This is a genomic window from Micromonospora solifontis, assembly GCF_003725545.1.
Taxonomy (GTDB): domain Bacteria; phylum Actinomycetota; class Actinomycetes; order Mycobacteriales; family Micromonosporaceae; genus Micromonospora; species Micromonospora solifontis.
In genome coordinates, this window is record NZ_RJLN01000015.1 from 30,316 (window position 1) to 44,595 (window position 14,280).

At 72.3% G+C, this 14,280-nt stretch carries 10 protein-coding genes and 1 pseudogene; 8 read left to right on the forward strand and 3 right to left on the reverse strand.

Features of this window, described 5'->3' with window-relative positions:
- Positions 1-214: 214 nt before the first annotated feature.
- Positions 215-940: a methyltransferase domain-containing protein gene (locus EFE23_RS07700; protein WP_123240211.1), complete on the forward strand. Its 726-nt coding sequence runs from the start codon at positions 215-217 to the stop codon at positions 938-940.
- Between the two features lie 22 nt (positions 941-962).
- Here EFE23_RS07700 and EFE23_RS07705 read toward each other — a convergent pair whose 3' ends face one another.
- Positions 963-1,973, reverse strand: coding sequence for a LacI family DNA-binding transcriptional regulator (locus EFE23_RS07705; protein WP_123240212.1), 1,011 nt, complete (start codon positions 1,971-1,973; stop codon positions 963-965).
- A 136-nt stretch (positions 1,974-2,109) separates the two neighbouring features.
- On the opposite strand from EFE23_RS07705, the gene arfA reads away from it, so the two are divergent.
- From arfA to EFE23_RS07730, 5 genes are all read left to right on the forward strand, one after another.
- Positions 2,110-3,615 (forward strand): arabinosylfuranosidase ArfA, encoded by a 1,506-nt coding sequence (arfA, locus tag EFE23_RS07710; protein ID WP_123240213.1) that lies wholly within the window; start codon positions 2,110-2,112, stop codon positions 3,613-3,615.
- 43 nt (positions 3,616-3,658) lie between these two features.
- Entirely contained in the window at positions 3,659-4,987 is a 1,329-nt protein-coding gene (locus EFE23_RS07715) for an ABC transporter substrate-binding protein (RefSeq protein ID WP_123240214.1), read from the forward strand.
- Complete coding sequence (locus EFE23_RS07720) at positions 4,987-5,955, forward strand: carbohydrate ABC transporter permease (RefSeq protein WP_204334431.1); 969 nt, start codon at positions 4,987-4,989, stop codon at positions 5,953-5,955. The genes EFE23_RS07715 and EFE23_RS07720 overlap by 1 nt, the downstream gene beginning before the upstream one ends.
- Positions 5,956-5,965: 10 nt before the next feature.
- Positions 5,966-6,790: a carbohydrate ABC transporter permease gene (locus tag EFE23_RS07725; protein ID WP_123240215.1), complete on the forward strand. Its 825-nt coding sequence runs from the start codon at positions 5,966-5,968 to the stop codon at positions 6,788-6,790.
- Between the two features lie 83 nt (positions 6,791-6,873).
- Positions 6,874-7,782, forward strand: coding sequence for a glycoside hydrolase family 43 protein (locus EFE23_RS07730; RefSeq protein ID WP_233600909.1), 909 nt, complete (start codon positions 6,874-6,876; stop codon positions 7,780-7,782).
- 83 nt (positions 7,783-7,865) lie between these two features.
- Here the strand turns inward: EFE23_RS07730 and EFE23_RS07735 are convergent, their stop codons facing one another.
- The gene (locus EFE23_RS07735; protein ID WP_233600910.1) at positions 7,866-8,678 is read right to left on the reverse strand and encodes an amino acid permease; all 813 of its coding nucleotides are present in this window, start codon (positions 8,676-8,678) and stop codon (positions 7,866-7,868) included.
- 229 nt (positions 8,679-8,907) lie between these two features.
- Between EFE23_RS07735 and EFE23_RS07740 the strand changes: the two genes are divergently transcribed.
- Both EFE23_RS07740 and EFE23_RS07745 read left to right on the forward strand, forming a co-directional pair.
- The gene (locus tag EFE23_RS07740) at positions 8,908-10,569 is read left to right on the forward strand and encodes a glycoside hydrolase family 10-like protein (RefSeq protein ID WP_123240217.1); all 1,662 of its coding nucleotides are present in this window, start codon (positions 8,908-8,910) and stop codon (positions 10,567-10,569) included.
- Between the two features lie 170 nt (positions 10,570-10,739).
- A pseudogene (locus EFE23_RS07745) lies at positions 10,740-11,276 on the forward strand (phospholipase).
- Positions 11,277-11,347: 71 nt separating this feature from the next.
- On the opposite strand, the gene EFE23_RS07750 reads toward EFE23_RS07745, so the two are convergent.
- Entirely contained in the window at positions 11,348-14,173 is a 2,826-nt protein-coding gene (locus tag EFE23_RS07750; protein ID WP_123240218.1) for an ATP-binding protein, read from the reverse strand.
- Positions 14,174-14,280 lie beyond the last annotated feature (107 nt).

Genomic DNA, 14,280 nt, shown 5'->3' on the forward strand with positions numbered 1-14,280 from the left:
CTGACAGACATGTCGCTCTCAGGAGTCTCCCCGGCCGGCCTCGTGACGGTCGGTAGCGGACGTGACGGCGGCGGTCCCGCCCGGCCGGCGAGGCCCCGCCGCCGGGCCGGGCGGATGGCTCCGCCAGCGGTGCGGCACTCGCACACGGCGATGCAGCCGCGGATCCAGGCATACCGGGCGTGGATGCGGGTATCGCGCCGCCCGGAGGTGGCGCATGGTGGCGATGGCGCATTCCGCACCCTCGGCCGAGCGGCTGGCCGTGGTCGACGGCTTCCTCGCCGAGGCGTGGGCCGACCTGGCCGCGCACGACGACCGGCTCCGCGGGCTCGCCGTCGAGGTGCGTTTCGACCGGGGGGTGGCGCACCTGGACGGCGAGGTCGCCGAACCGGCCCAGCTCCGGCTGGTCCGGGACCTGGTGGGCCGCCTGGCCGGGGTGCTCGGCGTGTGGTGCCGGGTGGCCGTCGCCGGCCGTGCCCCGGTGGTGGTCGACCTGGGCTGCGGCGCGACCAAGCAGTGGCCGGGCAACCTGGGCCTGGACATCTACCCGGCCGCCGGGGTGGACGCGGTGGCCGACCTGTCCGGCGCGCTGCCGCTGGCCGACGACTCGGTCGACGTGTTCTTCGCGGTGCACATCCTGGAGCACCTGATCGACTTCCTGCCGCTGTTGGACGAGTGCCACCGGACGCTCCGGCCGGGCGGCGTGCTGCACGTGATGAGCCCGTGGTGGCGGCACGTGAACGCGGTGGCCGACCCCACCCACGTACGGCTGCTGGACGTGCAGACGTTCAAGGGCATCTGCGGCCAGCGGCCGCCGGGCACCCCGCGCTGGTATCCGCTGCACGTCGGGTGCGACGGCGCCTCCATCTTCGCCGACCTGACCCCGCTGCCCCCCGACGCGCCGCCCCCACCCAGGGCGCACCTGGCCCGCTTCTTCGACTGATCGGCGGGAGCGCCCCGGCCGGTCAGGAGTGGGCGGGGGCGCTCTCCCGGCGGACGAGACGGTAGGGGGCGATCAGCTCGCGCGGTGGGGCGCCCGCGTCGCCCGCGAGGCGGGTGGCGAGCAGGTCGACGGCGAGACGGGCGATGCCCTCCTTGTCCGGGGAGACCGTGCTGAGGGTGGGGATCGAGAACCGGCCGTCCTCGATGTCGTCGAAGCCGGCCACCGCCACGTCCTCGGGCACCCGGAGCCCGGCCTCGTGCAGGGCGCGCAGCGCGCCGAGGGCGAGGGTGTCGTTGAAGCAGAAGACGGCGTCGGGGCGTACCCCGGTGGTGAGCAGGTGCCGCACGGCGGCCGCGCCGTCCGCGCGGTGCCAGGCCGGCGCGGGCGCGACCAGGCGCTCGTCGTAGCCGATGCCGGCCTCGGCCAGCGCGGCGGCGTAGCCGGCCAGGCGGAGCCGGGCGCTGGCGCCCTCGGGGGTGCGCTGGGAGCCGATCGCGGCGATCCGGCGGCGACCCAGGCCGATCAGGTGGGCGGTGATCTCGCGGGCGGCGGCCACATTGTCGATCATGACGTGGTCGGCCGGGCCGTGGTCGACCCGCTCGCCGAGCAGCACCATCGGCATTCCGTCGAGGCCGGCGAGGTCGTCGGCGGTGAGCGCGAGCGGGCTGAAGATCAGGCCGTCGATCATATGGTCGCCGATCCCGCTGGCCGCCTTCCGTTCCTGCTCCGGCCCGCCGCCGGTCTGGTCGATCAGCACCGTCCAGCCGTGCGCGGCGGCGGCGGTGACCACGTGCCGGGCCAGCTCGGCGAAGTACGGGATGTCCAGCTCGGGCACGGCCAGGGCGATCACGCCGGTCCGGCCCTTGCGCAGGTTCCGCGCGGACAGGTTCGGCCGGTAGTTCAACTCGGCGATGGCCTGTTCGACCCGGGCCCGGGTGTCCGGCCGGACGTGCTCGTAGCCGTTGACCACGTTGGAGACGGTCTTCACCGACACGCCGGCCCGTTCCGCGACGTCCTTGAGCCTGTGTCGCACCCTTCCTCCCCTGTCGGCGCTGCCGGCACTGTACCGCGTCGCACCCTCTTTACAACGTTGGTTACAACGTTGTAGAAACCTGAGGTACGGGGTGACCGAGGTCACCCCGGCCCGGTATGAGGAAAGGTGGCACCCCGTGCGCGACGCACAGCTGACGATCGACCCGGCCTTCGCCATCGGGACGGCCGACCGCCGCCTCTTCGGCTCCTTCGTCGAGCACATGGGGCGCTGCGTCTACGGCGGGATCTACGAGCCCGGGCATCCCACCGCCGACCCGCGCGGCTTCCGGCGGGACGTCCTGGACCTGACCCGTGAGCTGGGCGTCTCGGTGATCCGCTACCCCGGTGGCAACTTCGTCTCCAGCTACCGCTGGGAGGACGGCATCGGCCCGGTCGGCGACCGGCCCCGCCGGCTCGACCTGGCCTGGAAGACGATCGAGACGAACGCGTTCGGGCTGGACGAGTTCATGACCTGGGCGGCCGAGGCCGGCGTCGAACCGATGATGGCGGTCAACCTCGGCACCCGCGGCGTGCAGGAGGCCTGCGACCTGCTGGAGTACGCCAATCACCCCGGCGGCACGCAGCTGTCCGACCTGCGCCGCAAGCACGGCGCGGAGCAGCCGTACGGGGTGCGGCTCTGGTGCCTGGGCAACGAGCTGGACGGCCCGTGGCAGGTGGGGCACAAGACCGCCGACGAGTACGGCCGGCTCGCCGCCGAGACCGCGCGGGCCATGAAGCTGATCGACCCCTCGATCAGCCTGGTGGCCTGCGGCAGCTCCAACCGGGGGATGGCGACCTTCGCCGCGTGGGAGGCGACCGTCCTGGAGCACACCTACGAACACGTCGACTACATCTCCGCGCACACCTACTACGACCCGTCCGACGGGGACCGGGCCAGCATCCTGGCCTCCGCGGTGGACATGGACAACTTCATCCGCGAGGTGGTCGCCACCGCCGACCACGTGGCCGCCAAGCAGCGGCAGCGACGCCGGCTGAAGATCTCCTTCGACGAGTGGAACGTCTGGTACCAGTCCCGCCTCCAGGCCGACCTGGACCGGCGGGGCTGGGTCGAGGCGCCCGCCCTGATCGAGGACGACTACACCGCGGTCGACGCCGTGGTGGTCGGCGACCTGCTCATCACCCTGCTCCGGCACGCGGACCGGGTCGGGGTGGCCTGCCAGGCGCAGCTCGCCAACGTGATCGCCCCGATCCGTACCCGCACCGGCGGGCCGGCCTGGCGGCAGAGCATCTTCCACCCGTTCGCGCTGACCGCCCGGTACGCCCGCGGCACCGTGCTGCGCACCGAGCCCGTCTCCCCCAGCTACGAGACGAAGCGGTACGGCGAGGTGCCGGTGCTGGACACCGTCGCGGTCCGGGACGAGGAGACCGGGGACCTCGCCGTCTTCGCGGTCAACCGCGGTCCGAACGACCTCGCCCTGGACCTCGACCTGCGCGCCCTGCCCCGGCTCTCCGGTCGATCGCACACCACCCTCGCCGCCGGCGCCGAGCCGGCGGCCATGAACACCGAGGCCGAGCCCGAGCGGGTGACGCCCCGGGAGATGAGCACCCCCACCGTCGAGGGTGGTCGCTGCACCGTGGCGCTGCCCGCCTGTTCCTGGAACCTGCTGCGCTTCGCACCGTAGTCGTGACCAGGCAATACTGCATCCCGTCCCCCAAGGAGCACACATGATCCAGCACGAGATGAGCCGGCGTCGCCTGCTCGGCCTCGGCGTCGGACTCGGCGCGGCGGCCACCCTGACCCTGGCCGGCTGCGGCGGCGGCAGCGCCAGCAAGTCCACCTCGGCCGGCAACGGCGGCAAGGACTACACCGGACCCAAGGTCGACCTGAAGCTGTGGAACGGCTTCACCGGCGGCGACGGCGACATCTTCAAGAAGCTCGTCGAGCAGTTCAACAGCGAGCACCAGAACATCGCGATCGCGGTGAGCACGTACCGCTGGGAGGACTACTACGCCAAGCTGCCCGGCGCGGTCTCCAGCGGGGCCGGGCCGGACATCGCGGTCATGCACATGGACCAGCTCGCCACCTTCGTCGCGCGCGGGGTCATCACCGAGCTGGACGACGTGGCGAAGGCCCTCGAACTGAACGAAGGGGACTTCGCCCCGACGGTCTGGAAGGGCGGCCTTTACCACGACAAGCGGTACGGCATCCCGCTCGACATGCACCCGCTGGGCTTCTACTACAACAAGGGGGTCATGCAGAAGGCCGGCCTCGACCCGAACAGGCCGCCGACCATCCGCGAGGAGTACGAGGCGGCGCTGACCGAGCTGAAGAAGTCCGGCGTGCAGGGCTTCTGGGTCAGCCCGTTCCAGTTCACCGGCGGCATGACCTTCTACAGCCTGGTGCACCAGTGGGGCGGGACGCTCTTCGACGCGGACGTGGCGAAGGCGACCTTCAACTCCGACCCGGCGGTCGAGGCGTGCACCTGGCTGGTCAACATGATCAAGCAGGGTCACTCCCCGTCGAACGTCGGCCAGGACGCCGACTACCTGGCGCTGAAGAGCGGCAAGAACGCGTTCAACTGGAACGGCATCTGGCAGATCAACGACCTGGCCAAGAGCACCGACGTGCAGTGGGGCGTCGCGCCGCTGCCCAAGATCGGCAGCCAGCCGGCCGCCTGGGCGAACTCGCACAACTTCACCATCGTCAAGCAGCGCAGCGCCGACGCCAACAAGATCGCCGGTGCCAAGGTGTTCATCAACTGGCTGAGCCAGCACTCCCTGGACTGGGCCAAGGGCGGCCAGGTGCCGGCCCGCAAGGCGGTCCGGGAGAGCGCCGAGTTCAAGGCCCTGCCGCAGATCAGCGCGCTCGCCCCCGAGCTGGAGTACGCGGCCTTCCCGCCCGCCGCGCCCGGGCTCGGCGAGGTGCTCACCACCTTCTACACCGCCTTCAGCGAGGCGGCGCTGGGCAAGAAGTCGCCGACGCAGGCGCTGGACGACGGGGCGGCCAAGGCCACCAAGCAGCTCGAGGACAACCGCAAGAAGTACGGGAGCTGATGCCGGTGGCCGACGTGATCGAGGCCGGGGCGGCGCGCCGTGACGCGCCGCCCCCGGCGGGGCGGACGACCCGCCGGGGCGGTACGCGCCGGGGCAACGCGGCCACCCCGTACCTCTTCCTCGCGCCCTACCTGCTGCTGTTCATCGGGTTCGGGGTGCTGCCGATCGTCTTCGGGCTCTGGCTGAGCGTGCACCAGTGGGACCTGCAACTGCCCAACCGGCCCTTCGTCGGCCTGGACAACTACCAGGCGCTCTTCGACAGCCAGTCGGCGGACTACGCGGACTGGTGGTCGGCCGTCCGGGCCACCGCCATCTTCACCGTCTTCTCGGTGCCGCTGCTGGTGGTGGTCCCGCTCGGGCTGGCGCTGCTGCTCAACGGCGCGTTCCCCGGGCGGACGTTCTTCCGGGCCGTCTACTTCGCGCCGTACGTGCTCGGGGTGGCCGTGATCGGCCTGCTCTGGCGCTTCCTGCTCGACGCCAACCTGGGCCTGGTCAACCGCATGCTCGGCGCGGTGGGGCTGCCCGCCGACACGCCGTGGGTGACCGACGTGCCGTGGGCCTGGGTGTCGCTGGTCGGGGTGACCGTCTGGTGGACCTCGGGCTTCAACGCGGTCATCTACCTCGCCGGCCTGCAGGACATTCCGGCCGAGCTGTACGAGGCGGCGCGGGTGGACGGGGCGAACGGTTGGGAACGGTTCCGCAACGTCACCCTGCCCGGGCTCCGGCCGGTCCTGCTCTTCGTGCTCACCACCACGATCCTGGCCTCGGCGAACGTCTTCGGCCAGGCGTTCCTGATCACGCAGGGCGCGCCCGGACAGCAGACCCGCACGGTGGTGTGGCGGATCGTGGACGAGGGGCTGCGGGACAACGACGCCGGCAAGGCGGCGGCGATGAGCATCCTCTTCGCGCTGGCGCTCGCGGTGATCAGCGTCGTCAACTTCCGGCTGTTCCGCTACCGGGAAGACTGAGGGGGACCGGATGACCGCACTCCGCCGCACCGGCCGCTACGCCCTGCTGGTGGCGCTGGCCCTGGTGTTCCTCACGCCGCTGGTCTGGATGCTGCTCACCTCGCTCAAGACCTACGGGGACGCGCAGAAGATCCCGCCGAGCTGGCTGCCGAACCCGTTCTCGACGTACGGCTTCGACAAGATCGTGCACAACGACGCCAACCCGGTGCTGCGCTGGTTCGTCAACAGCATGCTGGCCGCCGCCCTGCACTCGCTGCTGGTGCTGGCCACCGCCTCGATGGCCGCGTACGCGCTGGCCCGGCTGCGGTTCCGCGGGCGGTCGCTGGGCTTCGCGCTGATCGTGGGCACGCTCTTCATCCCGCCCACCTCGCTGATCATTCCGAACTTCGTGATCGCCGACCGGCTGGGCTGGCTCGACACCCTGACCGTGGTGATCGTGCCGGGCGCGGCGAGCGCCTTCGGGGTGTTCTTCCTGCGGCAGTTCTTCCTCTCCATCCCGGCGGAGCTGGAGGAGGCCGCCGTGCTGGACGGGGCGAACCACTGGCAGGTGTTCACCCGGGTGCTGCTGCCGCTGTCCAAGCCGGCCCTGGCCACCCTGGGGGTGCTGTCGTTCCTCACCAACTGGAACGACTTCCTCTGGCCGATCTACGTGCTGTTCAGCCCGGAGCGACTGACCCTGCCGGCCGGCCTGGGCCTGCTCCAGGGGGCGTACAACACCGACTACCCGGTGATCATGGCGGGGGCGGTGCTGGCCAGCGTGCCGGTCCTGATCCTCTTCGTGCTCGCCCAGCGCCACATCATCCAGGGCGTCTCCCGCAGCGGCCTGAAGGGATGACCGCCAGGCGCGGCGCCACCGCGGTCCTGGCCGCCGCCTGCGGCAGCGACCCCACCCCCGCGACCAGGCCGGAGGATCCCCGCATGTTCACCAACCCCGTGATCCGGACCGACGCGCCGGACCCGCAGGCGATCCGGGTCGGCGAGACCTGGTACCTGTTCCACACCAACTCCGGCGGCCGGAACGTGCCGGTGCTCAGCTCCCCCGATCTGGTGGAGTGGACCCCGGCCGGGGACGCCCTGCCGGAGCTGCCGGACTGGGCCGGCGCCGGCAGGACCTGGGCACCGGAGGTCATCCAGCTGGCCCCGGACCGGTTCGTCCTCTACTACACCGTCGCCGACCGGGACTCCGGGCGGCAGTGCGTGGGGCGGGCGGTGGCGGTCACCCCGTCGGGGCCGTACCGGGACGACTCGACCGGCCCGCTGATCTGCCAGGCGGAGCTGGGCGGGTCCATCGACGCCAGCCCGTACCGGGACACCGACGGCAGCCTCTGGCTGCTCTGGAAGAACGACGGCAACGCGATCGGCGTGGACACCTGGCTCTGGTCGCAGCGGCTCTCCCCCGACGGGCTCCGGCTCACCGGCACCCCGACGAAGCTGCTGAAGCAGACCGAGCCGTGGGAGGGCACGCTCATCGAGGGCCCCTTCTTCCACCGGCACGACGGCCGGCTCCACCTCTTCTTCGCCGCCAACGCCTACGACAAGGCGACCTACGCCGAGGGGTACGCGGTCTGCGAGAGCCCGACCGGCCCGTGCGTGAAGGCCGCCGAGAACCCGATCCTCAAGGGCAACGCGGTGGCCTCCGGGCCGGGGCACGCCTCCATGGTCGAGCAGGGCGGCCGCACCTGGCTGCTCTACCACGCCTGGCCGCCCGGGCAGGAGGGCGCCACCGACCCGGGCCGCCAGGTCTGGCTCGACGAGGTCGTCTGGACCGACGGCAAGCCGGTCGTCCACGGCCCCACCGCGGTTCCGCAGGCCCGCCCTGAGGTGTAAGGAAGGGCCCCTTTTTAACGCCTCAGGTAGAGCAGGGGCCCCTTCTTAACACCGGGTGTTAAGAAGGGGCCCTTCCTTACCGGTCAGCGGGTGGGGGCGGGTTCGGGCGGGGCGGACGACGCCGCCTCGCGGCGGGCCAGGCGGTTCTTGCGGTAGCCGTAGCCGAAGTAGATGAGGCCGCCGAGCAGCATCCAGGCCAGGAACCGGATCCAGGTCTCCACCGACAGGTTGAGCATCAGGTAGAGGCAGGCCAGCGCCGACACGATCGGCAGCACCGGGGAGAACGGCACCGTGAACGGCCGGTCCAGGTCCGGGCGGCGCCGCCGCAGGATCGGCACCGCGATGGACACCAGCACGAACGCGCAGAGCGCGCCGATACTGACCAGGTCGGCCAGGGCGGAGAGCGGGAGCAGGCCGGCGAGCAGCGCGACCCCGACCGTCATGATCGCCGAGATCCGGTACGGCGTGCCCCAGCGCGGGTGCACCTTGGCGATGGACGGCGGGATCAGCCCGTCCCGGGCGATGGCGAAGCCGATCCGGCCCATGGCCACCAGGTCGACCAGGATCACGCTGGTCAGGCCCGCGACGGCGGCGATGGAGACCAGGACGGCGGCCCAGCCGGCGCCGGCCGCCTTGAACGCCGACGCGATCGGGGCGCCCTCGTCGATGTCGGTGTAGTGCACCATCCCGACGACGACCAGCGAGACGCCGATGTACAACACGGTGGAGATGCCCAGCGTGCCGAGCAGGCCCAGCGGCAGGTCCCGGCGGGGCCGGCGGGTCTCCTCACCGAGGTTCGCCACGGCCTCGAAACCGGTGTACGCGAAGAAGACCACCGCGGTGGCGGTGAGCACCCCGGCGAAGCCGAAGACGGAGGGCTCCAGCCCGGCCCTCACCGCCAACCCCTCACCGCGGGTGTCGGGAAGGTCACGAAGCGGACGGTGGCCCGGCTCACCCCTCGGGCGTTCGGCCCCACCTGCGCATCGATCCGTCCTGGGGTCTTGCGCAGCATCGGGATTGATGAAAGTTTTCTACCGGCGGCAGATGTTCTGCGGCGAATCTTGCCGGATGCGCCGGCCGTCCGCCGCCACCGCTCCGGGAGCCCCAACGAAGGGACCGCACCGCATGAAGGCAACTCGGCTCAGAGCCGCCGGGCTGGCCGTGGCGCTGTTCGGCGCACTGCTCGCCGGCACCCCCGCACACGCCGCGGAGAGCGACACGGCGTCCGATACCACCACCACCACCTGCGTCACCGACCCGGCCACGCCCAAGCGGCAGTTCCGGGCCATGTGGATCGCCTCGGTGACCAACATCGACTGGCCCAGCAAGGCCTCGTGGACCGACCCGGACCAGGTCGCCAAGCAAAAGGCCGAATACCTGGGCTGGCTCGACCTGGCGCAGAAGCTCAACCACAATGCCGTCGTCGTCCAGGTCCGGCCGACCGCGGACGCGTTCTGGCCGTCGCCGTACGAGCCGTGGTCGGAGTACCTCACCGGGGTGCGCGGCCAGGACCCGGGCTGGGACCCGCTGGCCTTCCTCGTCGAGGAGTCGCACAAGCGGAACCTGGAGTTCCACGCCTGGATGAACCCGTACCGGGTCTCCATGCCGGCCCCGGGCGGCGCCGGCGCGGACATCGCCAAGCTCGCCCCGAACGCCCCGGCCCGGCAGCACCCGGACTGGGTGTTCGCGTACCCGCCGGCCGGGGTCGCCGGCAGCCGGCTCTACTACAACCCCGGCATCCCGGAGGTCCGCGAGTTCGTGCAGACCGCGATGCTGGACGCGGTCAAGCGGTACGACATCGACGGCATGCACTTCGACGACTACTTCTACCCGTACCCGAGCGGCACGTACCAGTACCCGGACGACGCCACCTTCGCCCAGTACAACCGGGGCTTCACCAACCAGGCCGACTGGCGGCGGGACAACATCAACCTGCTGATCCAGGAGATGAACGCCAAGATCAAGGCGGTCAAGCCGTGGGTGAAGTTCGGCGTCAGCCCGTTCGGCATCTGGCGCAACAAGAGCGCGGACCCGAACGGCTCGGACACCACCGGCAGCCAGTCGTACGACATCATCTCCGCCGACACCCGTAAGTGGATCAAGGAGGAGTGGATCGACTACGTGGTGCCGCAGCTCTACTGGTACATCGGCCAGTACCCGGCCGCCGACTACGCCCGGCTGGTGCCGTGGTGGGCCGAGCAGGTGCGCGGCACGAACGTCCAGCTCTACATCGGCCAGGCCGACTACAAGAGCGGTGAGCCGGCGTACGGGTCGTACTGGATGAACCCGCGCGAGCTGTCCGACCACCTGACGCTCAACCGGTCGTACCCGGAGGTGCTCGGCAACGTGCACTTCTCCGCGGTGCAGGTAAAGGCCAACCGGCTCGGCGCCACCGACATCTACGCCGCCGAGCACTACTCCCGCCCGGCGCTGGTGCCGGCCATGGCGCAGCTCCCGGCCAAGCCGCTGCTCCTCCCGGTGGTCACCGGGGCCGAGCGGCAGGCGGACGGGGTCCGGCTGAGCTGGCGGCAGCCGGCGAACGGCGAGGGCCCCCTGGGCACCGCCACCTCGTACGCGATCTACCGGTTCGACGGCATCGGCCTGCACGACCGGTGCGACTTCGCCGACGCCGCCCACCTGGTCGCCACGGTGCGGGGCACCGACGGCGATGTGCAGTCCTGGGTGGATACGACGGCGGCAGCCGACGGGCGCTATACCTACTACGTGAGCGCCCTGGACCGGTCCTGGAACGAGGGCCCGGTCAGCCCGCCGCGCTTCGTGCGCTGACCCGGCGCGAATGCCCCGGACCGTTCGCGGTCCGGGGCATTCGTCTGTTTGGACGCATGTCACCAACCGGCCTCCCGGGGCATCGCCGCCCGTCGTCCAGTTGATCGAGAATGATCGACATCCGGCTATCCCCCGGAGGCCCTGCCCTCGCCCACCCCGCGGAGGTTCCCGTGTCCCGACGCCTCGCCACCGTACTCGCCGCCGGCACGTTCGCCCTGCTCATCACCCTCGGCCTGGCCTCGCCCGCCGCCGCGGCGGTGAGCACCGCGCAGAAGCTCTCCGTCCTGTCGAGCTGGACCCAGACCAGCGCGACGAGCTACAACGCCTGGAACGCCGGCCGGCTCAACAAGGCGGCCTGGGCCGACTACAACTTCGACTGGTCGACCGACTACTGCTCGTCGAGCCCGGACAACCCGCTCGGCTTCAACTTCAGCCTCTCCTGCTACCGGCACGACTTCGGCTACCGCAACTACAAGGCGATGGGCCAGTTCTCCGCCAACAAGTCCCGCCTGGACAGCGCCTTCTACGCCGATCTGAAGCGGGTCTGCGCCACGTAGAACGTCGTCGTCCGGCCCGCCTGCTACAGCCTGGCCTGGACGTACTACGAGGCGGTCAGCGTCTTCGGCTCGGTCGCCGCGGTCAAGCGGGCCGACCTCGACCGCGCGGCCCGGATCAAGGCCGACGCCGAGCGCCGCGCCCGGCGCTGACCCCCACCCCCGCCTCGTCTATCAGGGAGTTCGCGTCGCCGTCCGCCCGGATGCCGACGCGACCTCCTTGATCAACCAGTGGTGGAGCGGGGGAAGCGAGGGAAGCGGGGGAAGGCGGGGTGGCGCGGGGTCGGGGTGAAGCGGGGGGAGTCGCTCGCCAGGTCGGGGTGCTCCACCCCGAGGGCCAGTGCCGCCGCCTCCTCCAGGGCCAGCTCGCCGCCCGCCGCGTAGGCGGCGTCGAACGCCACGTCGCCCAGCACCCGGCGCAGCTCCGCCTGCCGCGCCAGCCAGTACGGCCCGAAGATGCCCGGGGTGGCGCGCAGGTAGGCCCGGGTGGCCTGGGCCGCCCCGAAGAGCCGCGCCGCGGTCACCGGGTCATCGCCCAGCGCGCAGCGCACCGCGATCGCGTTCAGCGTGTCGCACGCCCGCCCCAGGTAGCCGTGACTCATCCGGGAGCGGAGCGCCACCATCAGGTGCTCGTGCGCGGCGACCAGGTCGTCCCGGTCCAGCGCCACCAGGCCGAGCAGCATGTCCACGGAGCGCCGGCCCCGCTCCACCGGGCGGCCCGCCTCGACCGGGCGGGCCGCCCCGAGCAGCTCGGACGCCTCGTCCAGCGCGCCCCGGCGCCAGAGCAGCTCGGCCAGGTTGTAGACGGCCAGCAGCGCGTCCGAGACCACGTCCTGCGCGTACGCCCAGTCGATGACCTCGCGGCAGACCCGCTCCGCCTCGGCGAACTGCCCCATGTCGACCAGGGGCGCGGCACGCCCCGCCAGCACCCGGGCCAGCAGTCCCAGGTCGCCGGCCTGCCGGGCGGCCGCCTCGGCCCGCTGCGAGTAGCGCAGCTCCTCGGCGAACTCCCCGTCCGCGCCGGCGTGCAACGAGTGCATGTGGTACGCCGCCGCCAGCTCCGCCTCCGGGATCGACTCGCCCGTCTCGGCGATCCGGCCGTAGAGCCGGAACAGCCAGAGCCGGCCCTCCCGGGCCAGCCCCCGCTCCCGCCACCACTGGTCCAGCCCGCCGGCCAGCCGCAGGCCCGAACGGGCACTGCCGCCGGTGGCGCACCAGCGCAGCGCGGCCCGCAACTCCCCCGCCAGTGGGTCGAGCGCGTACAGGGAGAGGGTGACCGGTTGCCCGTCCGGGCCGAGGTGCGCGCGTTCCAACGCGTGCCGGGACCAGGCGACGTGCCGGTCCCGGGCGCTCTGCTCCTCGCCGGCCTCGACCAGCCGGCGGGCCGCGTACGCCCGGATCGGGTCGAGCATCCGGTAGGTGCTGCCCGAGGCGTGCGGCTCGGCCAGCACCATCGACTTGTCCACCAGCACGGAGAGCGGGTCGAGCGGGTCGTCGTCGAGCAGCCACTGCACCGTCGGCAGATCCACCGGGCCGGCGAAGACCGCCAGCCAGCGCAGCAGCCGGGCCGAGCGCCCGCCCAGCGTCCGGTACGACCAGGTCACCGTGGCCTGCATGGTCAGATGACGTGCGCTGGCCGAGCGCTGCACGGACCGGGTCTCCGGAGTCGGCGGGGTGGCCCCGGTCGCGGCGGCCACCAGGTCCACGGTGTCCTGCTGGTTGCCGCTCCAGCCGGCCTCCAGCGGGGGCGGTTCCGGCTCCTCCCGGCCCGCGTCCAGGGTGCCCAGCATGTCGTCGAGGCGCTCGGCGAGCTGCCCGGCCGAGAGCACCCGCAGCCGGGCGGCGGCCAGCTCGATGGCGAGCGGCAGCCCGTCCAGCCGGCGGACCACCCGGCGCAGGTCGGCCTGCTCGGCGGGGTCCGGCGGCCGGCCACCCCGGGCCGCCGCCGTCCGGGCCAGCAGCAGGGCCACCGCGTCGCTCTCCCCGCCGTCGGGACCGGGGTCCACCGAGAGCGGAGGGATCCGCCAGACCACCTCGCCGGGCAGCCCGAAGGACTCCCGGCTGGTGGCGAGCACCCGGACGCCCCGGCCGCCGGCCAGCAGCCGGGAGATCACCTCGGCCGAGGCGGCCGGCTGGGCGTCGCAGGTGTCCAGCACGATCAGCATCCGGCGGGCGGCCGCGTACTCGACCAGGGTGTCCACCATCGGGCGGCCGGGCTCCGGGCGGAGCCCGAGCACGGCGGCGATCTCGAACGCCACCAGGCCCGGGTCGGTCACCGCGGCGACGTCGACGAACCACACCCCGTCCGGGTAGGCCTCGACGATCCCCGAGGCCAGCTCCACCGCCAGCCGCGTCTTGCCGGCGCCGCCCGCGCCCAGCACCGTCACCAGGCGGTACGTGTCGACCAGCCGCCGCAGCTCGGCCCGTTCCGCCTCCCGGCCGACGAACGAGGTGACCTGGGTGGGCAGGTTGTGCGCCACCGCGTCGGCGGTCCGCGGACGCGGGAAGCTCCGCTCCAGACCGGGTGCCACCAGCTGGAACAGCCGCTCCCGGTCGTCGAAGCCGCGCAGCCGGTGCAGCCCGAGGTCCAACAGGGACGCGCCGTCCGGCAGCGGCTCGGCGTGCCGTGCGGTGGCGGCCGAGCAGAGCACCTGTCCACCGTGGGCGGCCGCGGCGACCCGGGCCGCCCGGTGCACCTCGGGGCTGGCGTACTCGCCGTCGCGAGGTTCGGCGTACCCGGTGTGCAGGCCCATCCGCACCCGGGGCGCGGCCTCGGGGGTGGGCCAGTCGTGGCTGGCCAGCGCGCGTTGCGCGGTGAGGCAGGCGGTCACCGCGGCGGCCGCGTCGCCGAACGCGAGGAAGAACGAGTCCCCCTCGGTCAGCAACTCCGCCGCGTCGGTGCCGGCCAACGTGTCGCGCAGCAGCCGACGGTGTTCCCGCAGCACCGGGCGGTAGCCCGGACCGAGCAGCTGGGCCAGCCGCGTCGACCCCTCGATGTCGGTGAACACGAAGGTCACCCATCCGCTCGGGAGGTGGATCCGTGGCGACATGCGTGGAACCTCCGCCCCCTGACGTCGGGTTCATGCTGCCCTATGGTCGTGCCGTCACGCATCGTGAGAACGGCCGGGCAGATTCCGACCCAAGGTGCCAAAGGATC

Coding starts and splice junctions, on each gene's coding strand:
- EFE23_RS07730 (WP_233600909.1), top strand. CDS start 6,874: ATGTTCACCAACCCCGTGATCCGGACCGACGCGCCGGACCCGCAGGCG.
- EFE23_RS07725 (WP_123240215.1), top strand. CDS start 5,966: ATGACCGCACTCCGCCGCACCGGCCGCTACGCCCTGCTGGTGGCGCTG.
- EFE23_RS07715 (WP_123240214.1), top strand. CDS start 3,659: ATGATCCAGCACGAGATGAGCCGGCGTCGCCTGCTCGGCCTCGGCGTC.
- EFE23_RS07720 (WP_204334431.1), top strand. CDS start 4,987: ATGCCGGTGGCCGACGTGATCGAGGCCGGGGCGGCGCGCCGTGACGCG.
- EFE23_RS07700 (WP_123240211.1), top strand. CDS start 215: ATGGTGGCGATGGCGCATTCCGCACCCTCGGCCGAGCGGCTGGCCGTG.
- EFE23_RS07740 (WP_123240217.1), top strand. CDS start 8,908: ATGAAGGCAACTCGGCTCAGAGCCGCCGGGCTGGCCGTGGCGCTGTTC.
- EFE23_RS07750 (WP_123240218.1), bottom strand. CDS start 14,173: ATGTCGCCACGGATCCACCTCCCGAGCGGATGGGTGACCTTCGTGTTC.